Source organism: Afipia sp. GW821-FHT04G03 (assembly GCF_059419985.1).
Genome location: NZ_JBWKSV010000004.1, coordinates 419,698 through 436,272 on the forward strand (window position 1 = coordinate 419,698; position 16,575 = coordinate 436,272).

11 protein-coding genes are annotated in these 16,575 nt (G+C 64.4%); 6 read left to right on the forward strand and 5 right to left on the reverse strand.

Annotated features, from left to right (window positions below; translation table 11 throughout):
• Window positions 1–152 precede the first annotated feature (152 nt).
• Together AC07UB_RS20135 and AC07UB_RS20140 are read left to right on the forward strand one after the other, a co-directional pair.
• Window positions 153–1,493 (forward strand): M16 family metallopeptidase, encoded by a 1,341-nt coding sequence (locus tag AC07UB_RS20135; protein WP_492792777.1) that lies wholly within the window; start codon window positions 153–155, stop codon window positions 1,491–1,493.
• Entirely contained in the window at window positions 1,493–2,845 is a 1,353-nt protein-coding gene (locus AC07UB_RS20140; RefSeq protein ID WP_494654201.1) for a M16 family metallopeptidase, read from the forward strand. The genes AC07UB_RS20135 and AC07UB_RS20140 overlap by 1 nt, the downstream gene beginning before the upstream one ends.
• Here AC07UB_RS20140 and AC07UB_RS20145 read toward each other — a convergent pair whose 3' ends face one another.
• On the reverse strand, window positions 2,846–3,793 hold the full coding sequence (locus tag AC07UB_RS20145) for an alpha/beta fold hydrolase (protein WP_494653872.1): 948 nt from the start codon (window positions 3,791–3,793) through the stop codon (window positions 2,846–2,848).
• Between the two features lie 288 nt (window positions 3,794–4,081).
• Here AC07UB_RS20145 and AC07UB_RS20150 point away from each other — a divergent pair, with 288 nt between their 5' ends.
• Window positions 4,082–4,546, forward strand: coding sequence for an Hsp20 family protein (locus AC07UB_RS20150; protein ID WP_492792019.1), 465 nt, complete (start codon window positions 4,082–4,084; stop codon window positions 4,544–4,546).
• Between the two features lie 81 nt (window positions 4,547–4,627).
• Here AC07UB_RS20150 and AC07UB_RS20155 read toward each other — a convergent pair whose 3' ends face one another.
• Window positions 4,628–5,494, reverse strand: coding sequence for a hypothetical protein (locus tag AC07UB_RS20155; protein WP_494653870.1), 867 nt, complete (start codon window positions 5,492–5,494; stop codon window positions 4,628–4,630).
• Between the two features lie 476 nt (window positions 5,495–5,970).
• On the opposite strand from AC07UB_RS20155, the gene gltB reads away from it, so the two are divergent.
• From gltB to AC07UB_RS20170, 3 genes are all read left to right on the forward strand, one after another.
• Entirely contained in the window at window positions 5,971–10,689 is a 4,719-nt protein-coding gene (gene gltB / locus AC07UB_RS20160) for a glutamate synthase large subunit (RefSeq protein ID WP_492792017.1), read from the forward strand.
• A 124-nt stretch (window positions 10,690–10,813) separates the two neighbouring features.
• Window positions 10,814–12,271, forward strand: a complete 1,458-nt coding sequence (locus AC07UB_RS20165) for a glutamate synthase subunit beta (protein ID WP_492792016.1) — start codon at window positions 10,814–10,816, stop codon at window positions 12,269–12,271.
• A 6-nt stretch (window positions 12,272–12,277) separates the two neighbouring features.
• A complete protein-coding gene (locus tag AC07UB_RS20170) occupies window positions 12,278–12,601 on the forward strand; it encodes a YnfA family protein (protein ID WP_492792015.1) in 324 nt (107 codons plus the stop codon).
• Window positions 12,602–12,692: 91 nt separating this feature from the next.
• Here the strand turns inward: AC07UB_RS20170 and AC07UB_RS20175 are convergent, their stop codons facing one another.
• The 3 genes from AC07UB_RS20175 to AC07UB_RS20185 all read right to left on the reverse strand — a co-directional run bounded on the left by AC07UB_RS20175 (window position 12,693) and on the right by AC07UB_RS20185 (window position 16,450).
• Entirely contained in the window at window positions 12,693–13,079 is a 387-nt protein-coding gene (locus AC07UB_RS20175) for a DUF1236 domain-containing protein (protein ID WP_492792014.1), read from the reverse strand.
• A gap of 145 nt (window positions 13,080–13,224) precedes the next feature.
• Window positions 13,225–14,889: an SGNH/GDSL hydrolase family protein gene (locus AC07UB_RS20180; RefSeq protein WP_494653868.1), complete on the reverse strand. Its 1,665-nt coding sequence runs from the start codon at window positions 14,887–14,889 to the stop codon at window positions 13,225–13,227.
• A 130-nt stretch (window positions 14,890–15,019) separates the two neighbouring features.
• Window positions 15,020–16,450, reverse strand: coding sequence for a lytic murein transglycosylase (locus tag AC07UB_RS20185; RefSeq protein ID WP_494653866.1), 1,431 nt, complete (start codon window positions 16,448–16,450; stop codon window positions 15,020–15,022).
• Window positions 16,451–16,575 lie beyond the last annotated feature (125 nt).

Here is a 16,575-nt window from a genome sequence, read left to right on the forward strand (position 1 = left end):
GTCTCAGGTCCAGCAATGTCGCCTCTTGCGGATTTGAACCTCTCCCGGGCGATCATTCCACGGTCCGGTAGCACGACATGACAATTTCCCGCCAATTCGCCGCCGGCGCCTTCGCAGCGCTCGGCATTCTGCTCGCTCCCCCGGCCGCTCAAATGGCCATGGCACAGCAGGCAGCACCGCAACAGACCACATCGCAGCGGCCGGCCACCTTCACCCTCGGCAACGGCCTTCACGTGGTGGTCATCCCCGATCGCCGTACACCCGTTGTGACGCAGATGATCTGGTACAAGGTCGGCGCCGCCGACGAGACGCCAGGGAAATCGGGCCTCGCGCATTTCCTCGAGCACCTGATGTTCAAGGGCACCGAGAAGCATCCGGCGGGCGAATTCTCCCAGCTCATCGCGCGCATCGGCGGCAACGAGAACGCCTTCACCTCGACCGACTACACGGCGTATTACCAGCGCGTCCCCCGCGACCAGCTTGCCACCATGATGGCCTTCGAGGCCGACCGCATGACCGGCCTCGTTCTCAAGGACGAGAACGTGCTGCCCGAGCGCGACGTGGTGCTGGAAGAATACAACATGCGTGTCGGCAACAGCCCCGACGCGCGGCTCACCGAGCAGATCATGGCGGCGCTGTATCTCAATCATCCCTACGGACGGCCGACCATCGGCTGGCGGCAGGAGATCGAGAAGCTCAACCGCGAGGACGCGCTCGCCTTCTACAAGCGCTTTTATGCGCCGAACAACGCGACCCTGATCATCGCCGGCGACGTCAGCGCCGACGAAGTCCGCCCGATGGTGGAAGAAGCCTACGGCAAGATCCCGCCGCAGCCCGCGATTCCCGCGCAACGGATCAGGCCGCAGGAGCCTCAGCCGGCCGGACCGCGCACCGTGACGCTGGCCGATCCGCGCGTCGAACAACCGAGCGTGCGCCGCTATTATCTCGTACCGTCGTCCGTCACCGCGGCCCAGGCCGAAGGTTCGGCGCTCGAAGTGCTGGCGCAGCTGATGGGCTCGGGCAGCAACTCGTATCTCTACCGGGCGCTGGTGGTGGACAAGCCGCTCGCGGTCAGCGCGGGCGCCTGGTACCAGGGCACGGGCGTCGATCCGACCCAGTTCGGTATCTCGGCGTCGCCGAAGCCCGGCGTCGAATTTCCGCAGGTCGAGAAGGCCATCGATGAGGTCATCGCCAAGCTCGCGACCGACACCGTTCCGGCCGAAGACCTCGAACGCATCAAGACGCAGATGATCGCGGAATCGGTTTACGCGCAGGACAGCCAGACCACGCTGGCGCGCTGGTACGGCGCCGCCATCACCGTGGGCCTCAGCGTCGACGACGTCCGCGCATGGCCGGACCGCATCCGCGCGGTCACCGCCGAACAGGTGCGCGACGCCGCGCGCACATGGCTCGAGAAAAAGCGTTCGGTCACCGGCTATCTCATCAAGGACACCAGCGCGACAACCGCCAAACGCGAGGAGAAGCGCTCGTGATGCACATTCGTAACCTGCGCGCGCGCCTTGCGGCGGCGTGCCTCATCACTGTCGCCGCGACCTTCACGATGGCTCTGCCGGCGTCGGCAGCAGCGAAGGTCAAGCGCGTGGTCTCGCCCGGCGGCATCGAAGCCTGGTTCGTCCAGGACGCCACCGTGCCGCTGGTCGCGCTGGAATTTTCCTTCGCCGGCGGCTCGTCGCAGGACCCCGCCGACAAGCCGGGCGTCGGCAGCTTCACCGCCAACATGCTCGACGAGGGTGCTGCGGATCTCGATACCAAGGCGTTTCATGAACGGCTTGAGCGGCGCGCCATCGAGATGAACTTCACGGTGACCCGCGACAACCTGCGCGGCTCGATGCGGATGCTGAAGGAAACCCGCGACGAAGCCATCGATCTTCTGAAACTCGCACTGACCTCCGCACGTTTCGATTCCGAGCCGCTGGAGCGCGTTCGCGCGCAGATGCTGTCGAATGCGCGCCGCGAGACCACCAATCCGGTGTCGATCGCCGGCCGGAAGTTCTGGGAGCAGGCTTTCGGCACGCATCCCTATGCGCGGCCGCCGAACGGCACGCTGGAAAGCCTTCCCACCATCCAGGCGGCCGATCTGAAAGACTATGCCGGCCGCGTGCTGGCGAAAGACACGCTGAAAGTCGCCGTCGTCGGCGACATCGACGCCGACGCGCTCGGCAAGCTGCTCGATACCGCATTCGGCTCGCTGCCGGCGAAAGCGAACCTGACACCGGTGCCGGAGGTTGTAGCCGCCAAGGCGCCCAAACAATCCTTCACGATCCTGGACGTGCCGCAGACGTCGGTGAACTTTGGCGGGGCCGGCATTCCGCGCAACGATCCCGACTTCATGGCCGCCTATATCGTCAATCACATTCTCGGCGGTGGCACGCTGTCGACACGACTTTACAAGGAAGTGCGCGAAAAGCGCGGCCTGGTCTATTCGGTGTCGGAATCACTGATCTGGATGAAGAAGGCATCGGTGTTCGCCGGCGCCACCGCCACCCGTGCCGACAAGGCCACCGAGACGCTCGAGACCATCGCCGCCGAGATCGCGCGCATGGGCAACGAAGGTCCGACGCAGCAGGAACTGGATGAGGCCAAGTCGTACCTGAAGGGCTCGCAAATGCTGGCGCTCGACACGTCGCCGAAATTCGCCACCGCCCTGCTGCAATACCAGAACGACAATCTCGGCATCGACTACATCGAAAAGCGCAACGCCATTGTCGACGCGGTGACGCTCGACGACGCCAAACGCGTCGCCAAGCGGATCTGGGGCCAGGGTCTCTTGAGTGTCAGCGTCGGCCGCGCCGCGCAGGCCGAGGCGAAGCCCGTAGGCAAGTAATCACTTGAACAGCGGCGTGCCCGGCACGAAGGCATCGAACGCCGCCCAGAACTGTCCGCGATAGCGATCCTGCTCCTGCAAGATCTCGTGCCTTGAGCCCGCGATCACCAGATGCGATCCCGCACGCAGGTGATAGGCGAATTCCTCGATCGCCGGCGTCGAGACGACGGTGTCATTGCTCGCGGCCATCATCAGGATCGGCAGGCGAATCTGCGACGGATAGTTCGCCGCACGGAAGCCGATCATCGCCTTGAAGGCGGTATCCGCCCACGCCACCGTCGGCGATGCGATGCCCAGCGTCGGGTCTTCCTCGTAGATCGCAGCATTGCGCGCGTAGCGCACCGGATCGGACGTCAGCGGATTGTTGACGAAGCTGGTGGTGCCGGTCAGCGCGGAGCTGCCGCCGGGCACGTAGTTGCCGCCCATCCCGAGTAACCGCAGTGTGCGCACCAGCACACGGGTCGGCAGCTTGGTGGCGTAGCCGGGCAGATCGATCATCGGCGCGGACAGCACGATGCGGTCAAACCAGCGCTTGCCGGCATGGGCCACCCGCAGCAACACCGCGCCGCCCATCGAATGCGCCAGCGCGTAATAGGGCGGCGGACAATCCGGCAGCACCACCTGCTGCACGAAAGTCTCAACATCGACTTCGAAATCGGAGAAGCTGCGCACATAGCCCTTGCGCAGATCGCGCAACTGCCGCGACGAGTGGCCCTGCCCGCGCCAATCGATCATCGCCACCGCGAAGCCGCGCTCGCGCAGTTCGCGCACCGTCTCGAAATATTTCTCGATGCTTTCGCCGCGTCCGGTGAAGACGCAGACCGTGCCTTTACGGTTGGCCGGCGGCTGCCATCGCGCAAAGCGCAATTCCGCTCCGTCCGGCGTCTTGATCGTGCCGCTAACGACATTGTCGGGGACGGGGTTGGCGGGAATGGAGACGAGCGTCATGGGCTGCCGATCGGAAAAGGAATCATGAAATCGAGGGGATACTGAGGACAAAAAGAGGATCGGGAAACCCTCTTGAACCCCGGAAGGCCCCTCCCATATCAGTTTCGTGCAGGCCAGTTAAGGCTGCACGCAGAACGAAAACCCGGCCCAATGGCGGGTTGTCTGCTCTTTGCAAAAGAGTGGCGCGTTGTGCATGTGAGACGGTCTTCGGCCATCGCCTGAACAGGCGTGGTCAATGTGCCTGTCTCGCCTGAAAAACGCGCTGGTCGCTCAACTTTGGAGGACACCATGCGTACTTTCGATCTCACCCCCTTCTATCGCTCCACCGTCGGCTTCGACCGCCTGTTCTCGCTGCTCGATCAGAGCGCAAGCGAAAGCTCGCCGGGCTATCCGCCCTACAACATCGAACGCACCGGCGAGAACAATTTCCGGATTTCGGTCGCCGTCTCCGGCTTCTCCCAGAATGAAATTTCGATCGTCGCCAAGGAAAACACCCTGACGATCAAGGGCGAGAAAGCCGCCAACGAAAACGGCCAGACCGCCGACGTGCTTTATCGCGGCATCGCGTCGCGAGCTTTCGAGCGCCAGTTCCAGCTTGCCGACTTCGTGCAGGTGAAGAACGCCTCGCTTGAGAACGGCCTGCTCCACGTCGATCTGGTCCGCGAAATCCCCGAAGCCAAGAAGCCCCGCCAGATCCCGATTACCACGTCGGCGCCTGCGCTTCCGGAAGTCGGGAACAAAGCGGCGGCCTGAGCATTATCAGGCAACCTCTCCAATCTGATCTCTAAGCTTTGCGAAAACGCCCCGGTGCCCCGGGGCGTTTTTTTTGTGTGCTCACTCCAGCGGCTGCACGTCGGGCATCGCCTGTGTCGGCCATAATTTCAGGGTGGACGGCTCCTGTGCGGAGGCCGTCGCCGCCCCCACCGTCGCCGCTGCGGGTTTCTTTTCCACAATGGTCACGGCTGGAGGCTGCGCAGGAGCTGCGGCCTTCTGCTGGGCGGGTTCAGATGCAGGTTGCGCTGTCCGGCTTGCCGCCTTCGGCGTGGGCCGCTGCGCCGCCTTCGGTACCGCCACCGGCGGGCGCGGCGCATGTTGCAGGTCGAGCAGCGCGCCGCGCCGCATGTCATGAGAGACATACCGGCGGGCATCGGCGATCAGCGGAGGGCCCGGCGGGCCGTATACCGTCGTGAACCGGTCGTTCAGTTGGGCATCGGCGTCGAGCGCCGGAATGAAGCGCATGATGCGGCCCGTGCGGGCGTCGATGATCAGGCGTCCGTCATCACCCCTCGGATCGAGCGCGGCCACGGTGTAAATCCACCCACGCTGCGTGATCCGGCCAAGCGGCGAATAACCGGTGGAGCGCAGGATGGTCATGACCTGCGTGGGCGGCAGCATCGGGCGCGCGTCGAGCGGGCGTTCCAGGCGCGCCGACGGAATCGCCACATACGAACCCGCCCCATAGGGACCCGGCCGATACGGCCGCTCCGGATACGGCCGTTCATAGGGCCTTTCGCCATGACGCGGCGGCTGATCCCGATAATCCAGCGGCGGCGAAGGCATCTCGATGTTGTCAATCTGGATATCCACCACGGGCAGATCGTCGGCAGCCCGCAGCGGGGACGCCGTGACCGCGCCGGCGGCCAGAATTGCGCCCGCCGCGACGGCATGCCGGACCAATTGCTTTCTCGAAAACAGCGTCATCGATGGTTCCCCTGTTATTCCGGACGGCGGCTCTTCGGCCGCCTCAAATCCGGGTCAAAAGGTCGTTTCCGAATTCGGCAGAGCTAGGACCGGACGAGGGCGGCACTGCCTCAATCCTGCGGCGGAGCGCAGCTTCTGCATGGCGGCCCGGGCGCATGGCCCACGCATCCCAGCGGGGACTCTCACGCGCTTGTGTGATAGGAAAAAGTTTGGCAGTCTGGCGGTTAGGACAGGAACCCTGTCCCAATTTCCGGGTCAATCTCGGCATAGCGTTTGCAGCGCTGGTACTATCAGGCAGGCCGCTCGGACGCCGGAAACGGCCCGCGCGAGCTGCAACTTCTAAAGCGGGCTCGTGAAAGCGAGCGGTGGCCCCAAGAATTTCCTGAACCGGAAATTTCCGAAGGGTGCCGCAAGCGTCGAAGCTGCGGCCAAAACAGGCTAACCTAGAGTGCCTCTAAAGAGGCGTAAGGATGAGAATGAGCGGGTCAGAGATCTGGCGTGACGGAATCAAAGATGGTGCTCCGGCAGGGGAGCCCTGCTCGCCCATCCGCGAGCATAACTGGCGTCCAGCTGCTGAAGGATTATACGACCCGGCTCTCGAAAAAGACTCGTGCGGCGTCGGTTTCATCGCCAACATCAAGGGCAAGAAATCGCACCAGATCGTGTCCGACGCGATCAGCATTCTGTGCAATCTCGAACATCGCGGCGCGGTCGGCGCCGATCCCCGCGCAGGCGACGGCGCTGGCATCCTCGTGCAAATTCCGCACACCTTCTTCGCACGCAAGGCGAAGGAAGCAGGCTTCACCCTGCCCGCCCCCGGCGAATACGCCGTCGGCGCGCTGTTCATGCCGCGCGAAAAGCCGTGGCGCGAAGTCATCAAAAGCATCGTCAAGGACAAGATCAAGTCGGAAGGGCTGCTGCTGCTCGGCTGGCGCGATGTGCCTGTCGACAATTCCTCGCTCGGTGAAACCGTCAAGCCGACCGAACCGCACTGCATGCAGGTGTTCATCGGCTGCGGCGACTGCGCCGATCAGGACGATTTCGAGCGCCGGCTCTACGTCCTGCGCAAGGCGATCTCGAACGCGATCTATCAGCGCCGCGAGCGCGCGCTGGCCGGGTATTATCCCGTGTCGATCTCGTGCCGCACGGTTGTCTACAAGGGCATGTTCCTCGCCGACCAGCTCGGCAAGTACTATCCCGACCTGCACGAGCCGGATTTCGAATCCGCGCTGGCGCTGGTGCATCAACGCTTCTCGACCAACACCTTCCCGGCGTGGTCGCTGGCGCATCCCTACCGCATGGTCGCGCACAACGGCGAAATCAACACGCTGCGCGGCAACGTCAACTGGATGGCCGCGCGCCAGGCGTCGGTGAGTTCGAAACTGTACGGCGACGATATCGAGAAGCTGTGGCCGATTTCGTATGAAGGACAGTCGGACACCGCCTGCTTCGACAACGCGCTCGAATTCCTGGTGCAGGGCGGCTACTCACTGTCGCACGCGATGATGATGCTCGTTCCCGAGGCGTGGGCCGGCAACCCGCTGATGAACGAAGAGCGCCGTGCGTTCTACGAGTATCACGCCGCGCTGATGGAGCCGTGGGACGGTCCCGCCGCGATCGCCTTCACCGACGGACGCCAGATCGGCGCCACGCTCGACCGCAACGGACTTCGTCCCGCACGCTATCTCGTTACCAAGGACGACCGCATCGTGATGGCGTCCGAAATGGGCGTGCTGACGATTCCCGAGGACCAGATCATCACCAAGTGGCGGCTTCAGCCCGGCAAGATGCTGCTGGTCGACCTCGAGGAAGGCCGGCTCATCCCCGACGACGAGATCAAGGCGGAACTGGCCAAGAGCCACCCTTACCGCGAGTGGCTCGACCACACCCAGATCGTTCTCGAAGACATGACCGAGGTGCCGGCAAAGGGCGCGCGCTCCAACCTCACCCTGCTGGATCGCCAGCAGACGTTCGGTTATTCGCAGGAAGACCTCGGCATCCTGATGGCGCCGATGGCCACCACCGGCGAGGAAGCCGCGGGCTCCATGGGCACCGACACGCCGCTGTCGGCGCTGTCGAGCAAGCCGAAGTCGCTGTTCACCTACTTCAAGCAGAACTTCGCGCAGGTGACCAATCCGCCGATCGATCCGATCCGCGAAGAACTGGTGATGAGCCTCGTTTCGATCATCGGCCCGCGCCCGAACCTGTTCGACCTCGAAGGCCTGTCCAAGACCAAGCGCCTCGAAGTGCGCCAGCCGATCCTGACCGACGCGGATCTGGAAAAGATCCGTTCGATCTCGGAAGTCGCCGACAACCATTTCAAGTCGCGCGCACTCGACACCACATTCCACGCCGGCCTCGGGGCCTCGGGCATGGATCAGGTGCTGGACGAACTTTGCGGGCGCGCGGAAGCTGCCGTGCGTGAAGGCGTCAACATCATCATCCTGTCGGACCGCGCCGCCGGAAGCGACCGGATTCCGATTCCGTCGCTGCTCGCGACTGCGGCCGTACATCATCACCTGATCCGCACCGGACTGCGTACATCGGTCGGCCTTGTGGTCGAATCGGGCGAACCGCGCGAGGTTCACCACTTCGCCTGTCTCGCAGGCTACGGCGCGGAGGCGATCAATCCCTATCTCGCGTTCGAAACCATCGTCGCGATGAAGGACCAGTTGCCGGCCAAGCTCGACGACAAGGAAATCGTCAAGCGCTACATCAAGTCGATCGGCAAGGGCCTGCTCAAGGTCATGTCGAAGATGGGCATCTCGACCTATCAGTCCTATTGCGGCGCGCAGATCTTCGATGCCGTCGGCCTCAAGGCCGATTTCGTCGCGAAGTATTTCGCCGGCACGCACACCCGCATCGAGGGCGTCGGCCTGGTCGAAATCGCCGAGGAGACCGTGCGCCGTCATACCGACGCGTTCGGGGATTCACAGGTTTACAAGACCGCGCTCGATGTCGGCGGCGAATACGCTTTCCGCTCTCGCGGCGAAGACCATGCATGGAACGCCGAAACCGTGTCGCTGCTCCAGCACGCGGTGCGCGGCAACTCGCAGGATCGTTATCGCGCCTTCGCCAAGGTGCTCAACGAGCAATCCGAGAAGCTGCTGACCCTGCGCGGCCTGTTCCGCATCAAGTCCGCCGAGGAAGACAAGCGCAAGCCGGTGCCGCTCGATGAAGTCGAGCCGGCCAAGGATATCGTCAAGCGCTTCGCCACCGGCGCAATGTCGTTCGGTTCGATCTCGCGCGAAGCCCACACCACGCTGGCGATCGCGATGAACCGCATCGGCGGCAAGTCCAACACCGGCGAAGGCGGCGAGGAAGCGGATCGCTTCAAGCCGATGCCGAACGGCGATTCGATGCGCTCGGCCATCAAGCAGGTGGCGTCGGGACGTTTCGGCGTGACGACGGAATACCTCGTCAACTCCGATATGATGCAGATCAAGATGGCGCAGGGCGCGAAGCCCGGCGAAGGCGGCCAGTTGCCCGGCCACAAGGTCGACGCGACCATCGCCCGCGTGCGGCATTCCACGCCGGGCGTTGGCCTGATTTCACCGCCGCCGCATCACGATATTTATTCCATCGAGGATCTCGCGCAACTCATCTACGACCTGAAGAACGTCAATCCGGACGGTGCGGTCTCGGTCAAGCTCGTCTCCGAAATCGGCGTCGGCACTGTCGCTGCCGGTGTTGCGAAAGCGCGCGCGGATCACGTCACCATTTCCGGCTTCGAAGGCGGCACGGGCGCGTCGCCTCTCACCTCGATCAAGCACGCCGGCTCGCCGTGGGAACTCGGCATCGCCGAAACCCACCAGACTCTCGTTCGCGAGCGACTGCGCAGCCGCATCGTGGTGCAGGTCGACGGCGGCTTCCGCACCGGACGCGACGTCGTGATCGGCGCACTCCTGGGCGCGGATGAAATGGGTTTCGCCACCGCACCGCTGATCGCGGCAGGCTGTATCATGATGCGCAAGTGCCACCTCAACACCTGCCCGGTGGGTGTCGCCACGCAGGACCCGGTGCTGCGCAAGCGCTTCACCGGCCAGCCCGAGCACGTCATCAACTTCTTCTTCTTCGTCGCCGAGGAAGTGCGCGAGATCATGGCCTCGCTCGGCTACCGCACCTTCCAGGAGATGGTCGGCCAGAGCCAGATGCTCGACCAGTCGACGCTGGTGGCGCACTGGAAAGCCAAGGGCCTCGACTTCTCGAAGCTGTTCTTCAAGCAGAAGGCCCTGCCCGGCCAGAAGATCTATCACTCGGAAGCGCAAGACCATCACCTGGAGAACGTGCTCGACCGCACGCTCATCAAGGAAGCGCAGGCGGCGATCGACCGCGGCGCGCCGGTGAAGATCGAGGCGGAGATTCACAACACCGACCGCAGCGCCGGCGCGATGCTCTCGGGCGTCGTGGCCAAGACCTACGGCCATACCGGCCTGCCGCTCGACACCATCCATGTCAGCCTCAAGGGCACGGCGGGACAGGCGTTCGGCGCGTGGCTGGCGCGCGGCGTCACCTTCGATCTCGAAGGCGAAGCCAACGACTATGTCGGCAAGGGCCTATCCGGCGGACGCATCGTCGTGCGGCCTCCGAAGAACTCAGGGATCGTGCCTGAAGAATCCATCATTGTCGGCAACACCGTGATGTATGGCGCGATTGAAGGCGAGTGCTACTTCCAGGGCGTCGCCGGCGAACGCTTCGCGGTCCGCAACTCCGGCGCGGTCGCCGTGGTCGAGGGCGCAGGCGATCACTGCTGCGAATACATGACCGGCGGCATCGTCGTGGTGCTCGGCCGCACCGGACGCAACTTCGCGGCCGGCATGTCCGGCGGCGTCGCTTACGTGATCGACGAGGACGGCACGTTCGAGAAACGCTGCAACATGGCGATGGTCGAGCTCGAGCCGGTTCTGTCCGAGGAAATGATCAACGAGACCGCGTTCGGTCAGATGGGCGATCTCGAAGCCCATGGCCGCGTCGATGTGTTCTCGAACCTGCTCGGCGAAGACGTCGAACGGCTGCACGTCCTGATCTCGCGCCACGCCAAGCTCACCGGCTCGGCCCGGGCGCAGCACATCCTTGCGAACTGGAAGAAGTATCTGCCGATGTTCCGCAAGGTGATGCCGGTCGAATATCGCCGCGCGCTGAAAGAACTGAAATCGCGCGAGCCGGAAGAACCGAAAATCGCGATCGGCGCGTAAGGAACGAATTTCACGTCATTGCGAGCGCAGCGAAGCAATCCACTCTTGAAGCAAAAAGCTGGATTGCTTCGTCGCTACGCTCCTCGCAATGACAACGAAACTTTTAAGGGGCGTCAGGGTCACCATGGGTAAGGCTACAGGTTTTCTCGAGATCGAGCGTCACGACCGCAAGTATGCGCCGGTCGCCGAACGCGTGAAGGATTTCAAGGAATTCGTCATTCCGCTGTCGGAGAAAGACACGCGCGACCAGGCCGCGCGCTGCATGAATTGCGGCATTCCCTATTGCCACGGCACCGGCTCGGTTCAGCCCGGCACGCCCGGCTGCCCGGTCAACAACCAGATCCCGGACTTCAACGACCTCGTCTACAACGGCAACTGGGAAGAAGCCTCGCGCAACCTGCACTCGACCAACAACTTCCCCGAGTTCACCGGCCGCATTTGTCCGGCGCCGTGCGAAGCCTCCTGCACGCTGAACATCGACGACAACCCCGTCACCATCAAGACCATCGAATGCGCCATCGTCGACCGCGCATGGGACAACGGCTGGCTCAAGCCGGAAGTCGCAGCAACGAAGACCGGCAAGAAAGTCGCCGTGGTCGGCTCCGGCCCCGCGGGCCTCGCTTGCGCGCAGCAACTCGCGCGCGCCGGCCATGACGTTCATGTGTTCGAGAAGTTCGCCAAGGCCGGCGGACTGCTTCGTTACGGCATTCCCGACTTCAAGATGGAAAAGGGCATCATCGACCGCCGCGTAGCGCAGATGGAAGCCGAAGGCGTGACCTTCCACTACAACACGCCGGTCGGCGGCGACTACGCCGGCGCTGTCGAGCCGAAGGATCTGCTGAAGATCTACGACGCGGTCGCGCTGACCGGCGGCGCGGAAGCGTCGCGCGATCTGCCGATTCCCGGGCGCGATCTCGACGGCATTCACTTCGCGATGGATTTCCTGCCGCAGCAGAACCGCCGCGTCAGCAACGAGCCGCTCGGCGACGTCCGTAACATTCTCGCCGGCGGCAAGGACGTGGTGGTGATCGGCGGCGGCGACACCGGCTCCGACTGCATCGGCACGTCGATACGCCAGGGTGCGAAATCCGTGACGCAGCTTGAAATCATGCCGGCCCCGCCTGAGCACGAGAACAAGGCGCTGACCTGGCCGAACTGGCCACTCAAGATGCGCACGTCATCGAGCCAGGCCGAAGGCGCGATCCGCGAATACGCCGTGCTGACGCAGAAGTTCTCCGGTCACGACGGCAAGGTCGCCAAGCTTCACTGTGTCCATGTCGACGACAAGTTCCAGCCGGTGCCGGGCAGCGAGTTCGAGCTGAAGGCCGAACTGGTGCTGCTGGCGATGGGCTTTGTGCATCCGGTGCACGAGGGCCTGCTGAAGAAACTCGGCGTCGAACTCGACCCGCGCGGCAACGTGCGCGCCTCGACCAACAACTATCAGACCTCGGTCGCGAAGGTGTTCTCGTCCGGCGACATGCGCCGCGGACAGTCCCTCGTTGTCTGGGCGATCCGCGAAGGCCGCCAGTGCGCCGCCGCCATCGATCAGCATCTGATGGGCGCGACCACCCTGCCCCGTTAACCGCAGATGACCTTTGCCGTCTATGTTGCAGCAGCCCTCGCCGAAATCGGGGGCTGTTTTGCTTTCTGGGCGTGGCTGCGACTCGGCAAATCCATCTGGTGGATTCTTCCGGGCACCGCCTCCCTCATTCTATTCGCTTACTTTCTGACACTGGTGCCGAGCGATGCCGCCGGGCGCACCTATGCCGCCTATGGCGGCGTTTATATTATCGCGTCGCTGGCATGGCTGTGGGCCATGGAAGGCGTGCGGCCCGACCGATGGGACATGGCAGGTGCCGCGCTGTGTCTGATTGGCGCCGCCGTGATTCTGTTCGGACCGCGCTCAGTCTGATCACAGAAAAGCCCCGTCCGCGACGGGGCCTTTCCGTTCGCATCATCCGGTGCTGCTGCTCAGACACCGTGTTTACGCGATGACGCGAGCACTACTCGATCACGCGAATGACACGGCGGGTGCGCGGCTCGACGATGACGCGCCGATCGTTGACGATTGCGTAGCGATATTCGGTGTGGCTCGGGACCGGGCGCAGTTCGACATATTCAGGCAGCGGTTCGCCGACCACGACGCGCTCCTTCACCACCACCGACGGCCCCGGCAACCCGGTCACCGACGAGATTACCGCCGCCGGAATATCGACCGCGGTACCGACCGCAGCGCCCACGGTTCCGCCGACTGCGCCGCCGACCGGCCCGCCGATGGCGTTGCCCGCGGCCGCGCCATCGCGCGCGCCTTCCACCGTTGCGCTCTGCGCCAGCGCAATGCCCGGCGTCAGTGCGATTGCTGCAACTGCCATTGCCATACGAATTTTCATATCATCCTCCATCGTGAATTCAGAGGATGATCAACGGTCACGGACAGCGAGTGTTCCGGACTCAGTGTGAGGAACTCGTCCATCGCGTCGGAACTTGTGCGACATCAACGCTGCGGAACCAACAGAGGCAGCGGAGCGAAACGCACTACCAGCCTGAGAACCAGCCACGGGGCGCGAAGAAGGTTGGCCCCACGTTGGCCGGAGGCCGCAGGTCCCGCCCCGCGGTTCGCGAACGCGCGGGTGCGGCCTGGGCTTGCGGCTCGCCAGACAGTCCATGCACGGTCTGCGGCGGCTTCTTCGGTTTCGGTTTCGGCGCGGCAGCGCCGTCAGCAGGAGCTGCGGCGACGGCGGGATCGCCAGCGGGCGCCGTGAGCGCACCGACTTCGCGGCGCGGCCAGGAGAAATCATCAGCGCGGCCGGCGGGCGGTGCAAGCGGTTCGCCTTTCACCAGCGTGCGCGCCGCGAGCGCATCGACCGAAGCCGGCCGGGTGCCAACGCCGCCGAGCAATTCATCAGTGCCGACAGACGAGGCGACCAACGGCATCACCGGACCCATCAGCGGACGCGGACCGGCTTCGCCCGGACGGATGTTGGAATCGGGCGCGAAGGATTCGCTCGGCAGCGCCACCATATCGGAGCGCGACGCGAGGACCCGGCGGATTTCACGCTCGGTGTAATGAGCGAGCTTGCGCGCGCCGGCCTTGGTGAAATAGACGCCGTCGTTGGACCGCAAGCGGCGGGTCTGGCCTTCGAAGTCCGGACCTTGCTGCGCGAAACGTCCGGCGTCATCGACGAAGCCGTCCCAGACATCGACGTAGGTGATGCCGGCCTTGCCAGCCCCGTCGCGATAGAGCGCGTCGAGGAACAGCATGTCCGATGTGGCCTTGGGGCCGCGCACCGCGGGCAATCCGACCCACAGCACCGGCACGCCCTTCGACTTCAGGACCGCGATGAACTCCTCGATCTTCTTCGCATAGAGTTCGACCCAGCGCTCCTCGCGGAAATCATAGACGCCGCCGGCTGAGCGGGCCTTCTCGGGCGCAGCGATCTGCGGCTGATCGTCATCCTCGTCCGGAGCAACCTCGGCTTCGCCGGGCTTCTTGTCGGCGGTCTTGTTCTCGGCGTCGTCGCCCGCGAGCTTCTCGGCGGGCTTCGCGGCAGCATCGGGTTCATTCGGCTTGGCGGCGGCACCTTTCTTCGCGGCCGCAGCCGCCCCCTTCGCCTTGTCGCCGGGTTTTTCGCCCGGCTTGGCGTCGGCCTTCTTTTCGGCGGCGGGTTCGCGAATGGGAACGCGGTCGTGGAGACCGAGCATCACCACGATGGCGTCCGGCTTCTCCGTGGCAAGAATGCCCTTCGCCGCCGCGATCCAGTCGGACGGCTCGCCCTTGGGCTGATACTTCAAAAGACCGGAGACCGTCTTGTGCTTGCGGATGACGCCGAGTTCGGGCGTTTCCGACAGTGCGTCCTCGAGGCCGTAAGCCAGCCAGTCGGCCATCGCGTCGCCCAGCACGAGCACGTTGCGTTCCGCCGGATTTTCCCGCTTGGCCGGCGCTGGCGCGCGCGAATAATCAACCCGCGGCGCGGGCTGCTGGTCCTGAAAAAAACCACCTCCGCCTCCGCCGAACGGCGCGAAGAATCCGCCACCACCGCCGCGCGGCGGGGGTGGCGCCGGACGCCGTCCGAATCCGAAATCGAAGAATTGCGCCGAGGCCGGTGCGACGATGCCGAACAGCATGGCGCCCGCGACCGCGAGAACAGTCAGCGATCCGCGTTCGGTAAACAGACGGAAAAATGAGGGCCGTTTTGACATGCGTCTCACAGGCGTGAAAAAGCGTAGCGTCAAAATAATAGCAGATTCAGGCCCGAAGTGGGCAGATCAAGCGCCATAAACAGGCCGCGCCTGCCTGCGTCAAGGGCCGGAACCCGGCCCCAACAGCCGATTATCGCCTGCGCAGCCGGTCCAGTACGCCGGAGGAGGCGAAACCGTCGGCGGGCGCGCCGATCGAGGCCTGGAAGCTGCGCAGCGCCTTGCGGGTCTCGCCGCCGAGATTGCCGTCGGGCTCGCCTTTATAGAAGCCGCGCCGGGCGAGCAGGTCCTGCAATTCGAGGCGCTCGGCGCGGGACAGCACCCGCTCCTGTCGCGGCCATTCCTGCACGAACGGCGCGCCGCCGCGCAGCCGGTCCGCGAAATGACCGATGGCGAGCGCGTAAGCCTCCGACGGATTGTAGCGCATGATCGCGCGGAAATTTCCGAGCATCAGGAATCCCGGTCCGTCGGCGCCTGCGGGCGCCAGCAGAAACGCCTTGTCGGTGTGACGCGGGAATGGCTTGCCGCCCGCGCGCTTGACGCCGAGATGCTCCCACTGCGCGATGGTGTAGGTCTTCGCGCGGTCGGCGTGGAGATAGTTGAAGCCCTGCGGCACCTCGACCTCGTAGCCCCAGGTCTGTCCCGGCTGCCAGTTGTCCTTTTTGAACTTCGCCGCCGTGGATGCGATGATGTCCGGCACATCGTCAACGGTGTTGCGCTTGCCGTCGCGGTCGAAATCCACCGCGAACCGCTTGAACGCGGTCGGCATGAACTGCGTCGCGCCGAATGCGCCGGCCCACGAGCCGCGCATCTGCTGCGGCGTCAGATCGCCGTGATGCAGGATTTCCAGTGCCGCCAGAAACTCGTCCTTGAAGTAACCCTGACGGCGGCCGATGCAGGCCAGCGTCGCGGTCGAATTCAGCACGCTGCGCTCGCCGCCCTGCGTGCCGTAGTTCGACTCGATGCCCCAGATCGCCGCGATGATGTAGCGGTCGACGCCGTAGGCTTTCTCGACCGCAGCAAACGTCGCGGCGTTTTTCGCGAGCACCTCGCGGCCCTTCGCGATCCGCGCGTCGGTGACCAGAATGTCCAGATAATCCCACACCGCCTTGGTGAATTCGGGCTGCGAATCCATCAGGTCCATGATGCGCAGGTCCGGCGACAGATCGGCGGTGAAGCGGCGGAAGCTTGCTTCGGAGACGCCGCGCCGATGAGCCTCAGGCCAGAAACCGGCGACGCAGCGGTCGAAATTCGCGGCCGAGCGGCGGATGGCGTCCGCCGTCATTAAGGGATGACCGGACGCGCCGTCCTCGCCGCTCCATTCCTTGGGCGGCGTAGCCTGCGCCATGCGGCGCGGCGCCGGCTGGATCTGGCGCGGAGCCTGCGGCTGCTGCTGGATCGAGCCGGTGATGTCACCGCGCTGGGTCAAAGCGCCGCGCCCCGACGCGGTCTGGCCATGAGCCGGTCCGGCCATCATCATCGCAGCACCTGCGATCACGCTCACCGTCAGGACTGCGCCCGTCGCCATGCGCCACGCGCTTTCTTCACGCCCGATCCGTGTCATTTTACTCCACACCCGCTCAAGACTATCCCGGATACAGGAGGCCCGGACAGGGTTTCCACCCGATTAACAAAACCACATTTTCCGGCAGCGAAATGGCCGCAGGGCTCCTCGCTTGCGGGTTAAGT

Excerpts from the sequence above, each read along its gene's own strand:
- AC07UB_RS20165 (WP_492792016.1), top strand. The coding sequence starts at position 10,814 with ATGGGTAAGGCTACAGGTTTTCTCGAGATCGAGCGTCACGACCGCAAG.
- gltB (WP_492792017.1), top strand. The coding sequence starts at position 5,971 with ATGAGCGGGTCAGAGATCTGGCGTGACGGAATCAAAGATGGTGCTCCG.
- AC07UB_RS20170 (WP_492792015.1), top strand. The coding sequence starts at position 12,278 with ATGACCTTTGCCGTCTATGTTGCAGCAGCCCTCGCCGAAATCGGGGGC.
- AC07UB_RS20185 (WP_494653866.1), bottom strand. The coding sequence starts at position 16,450 with ATGACACGGATCGGGCGTGAAGAAAGCGCGTGGCGCATGGCGACGGGC.
- AC07UB_RS20155 (WP_494653870.1), bottom strand. The coding sequence starts at position 5,494 with ATGACGCTGTTTTCGAGAAAGCAATTGGTCCGGCATGCCGTCGCGGCG.
- AC07UB_RS20150 (WP_492792019.1), top strand. The coding sequence starts at position 4,082 with ATGCGTACTTTCGATCTCACCCCCTTCTATCGCTCCACCGTCGGCTTC.
- AC07UB_RS20175 (WP_492792014.1), bottom strand. The coding sequence starts at position 13,079 with ATGAAAATTCGTATGGCAATGGCAGTTGCAGCAATCGCACTGACGCCG.
- AC07UB_RS20180 (WP_494653868.1), bottom strand. The coding sequence starts at position 14,889 with ATGTCAAAACGGCCCTCATTTTTCCGTCTGTTTACCGAACGCGGATCG.
- AC07UB_RS20140 (WP_494654201.1), top strand. The coding sequence starts at position 1,493 with ATGCACATTCGTAACCTGCGCGCGCGCCTTGCGGCGGCGTGCCTCATC.
- AC07UB_RS20145 (WP_494653872.1), bottom strand. The coding sequence starts at position 3,793 with ATGACGCTCGTCTCCATTCCCGCCAACCCCGTCCCCGACAATGTCGTT.
- AC07UB_RS20135 (WP_492792777.1), top strand. The coding sequence starts at position 153 with ATGGCCATGGCACAGCAGGCAGCACCGCAACAGACCACATCGCAGCGG.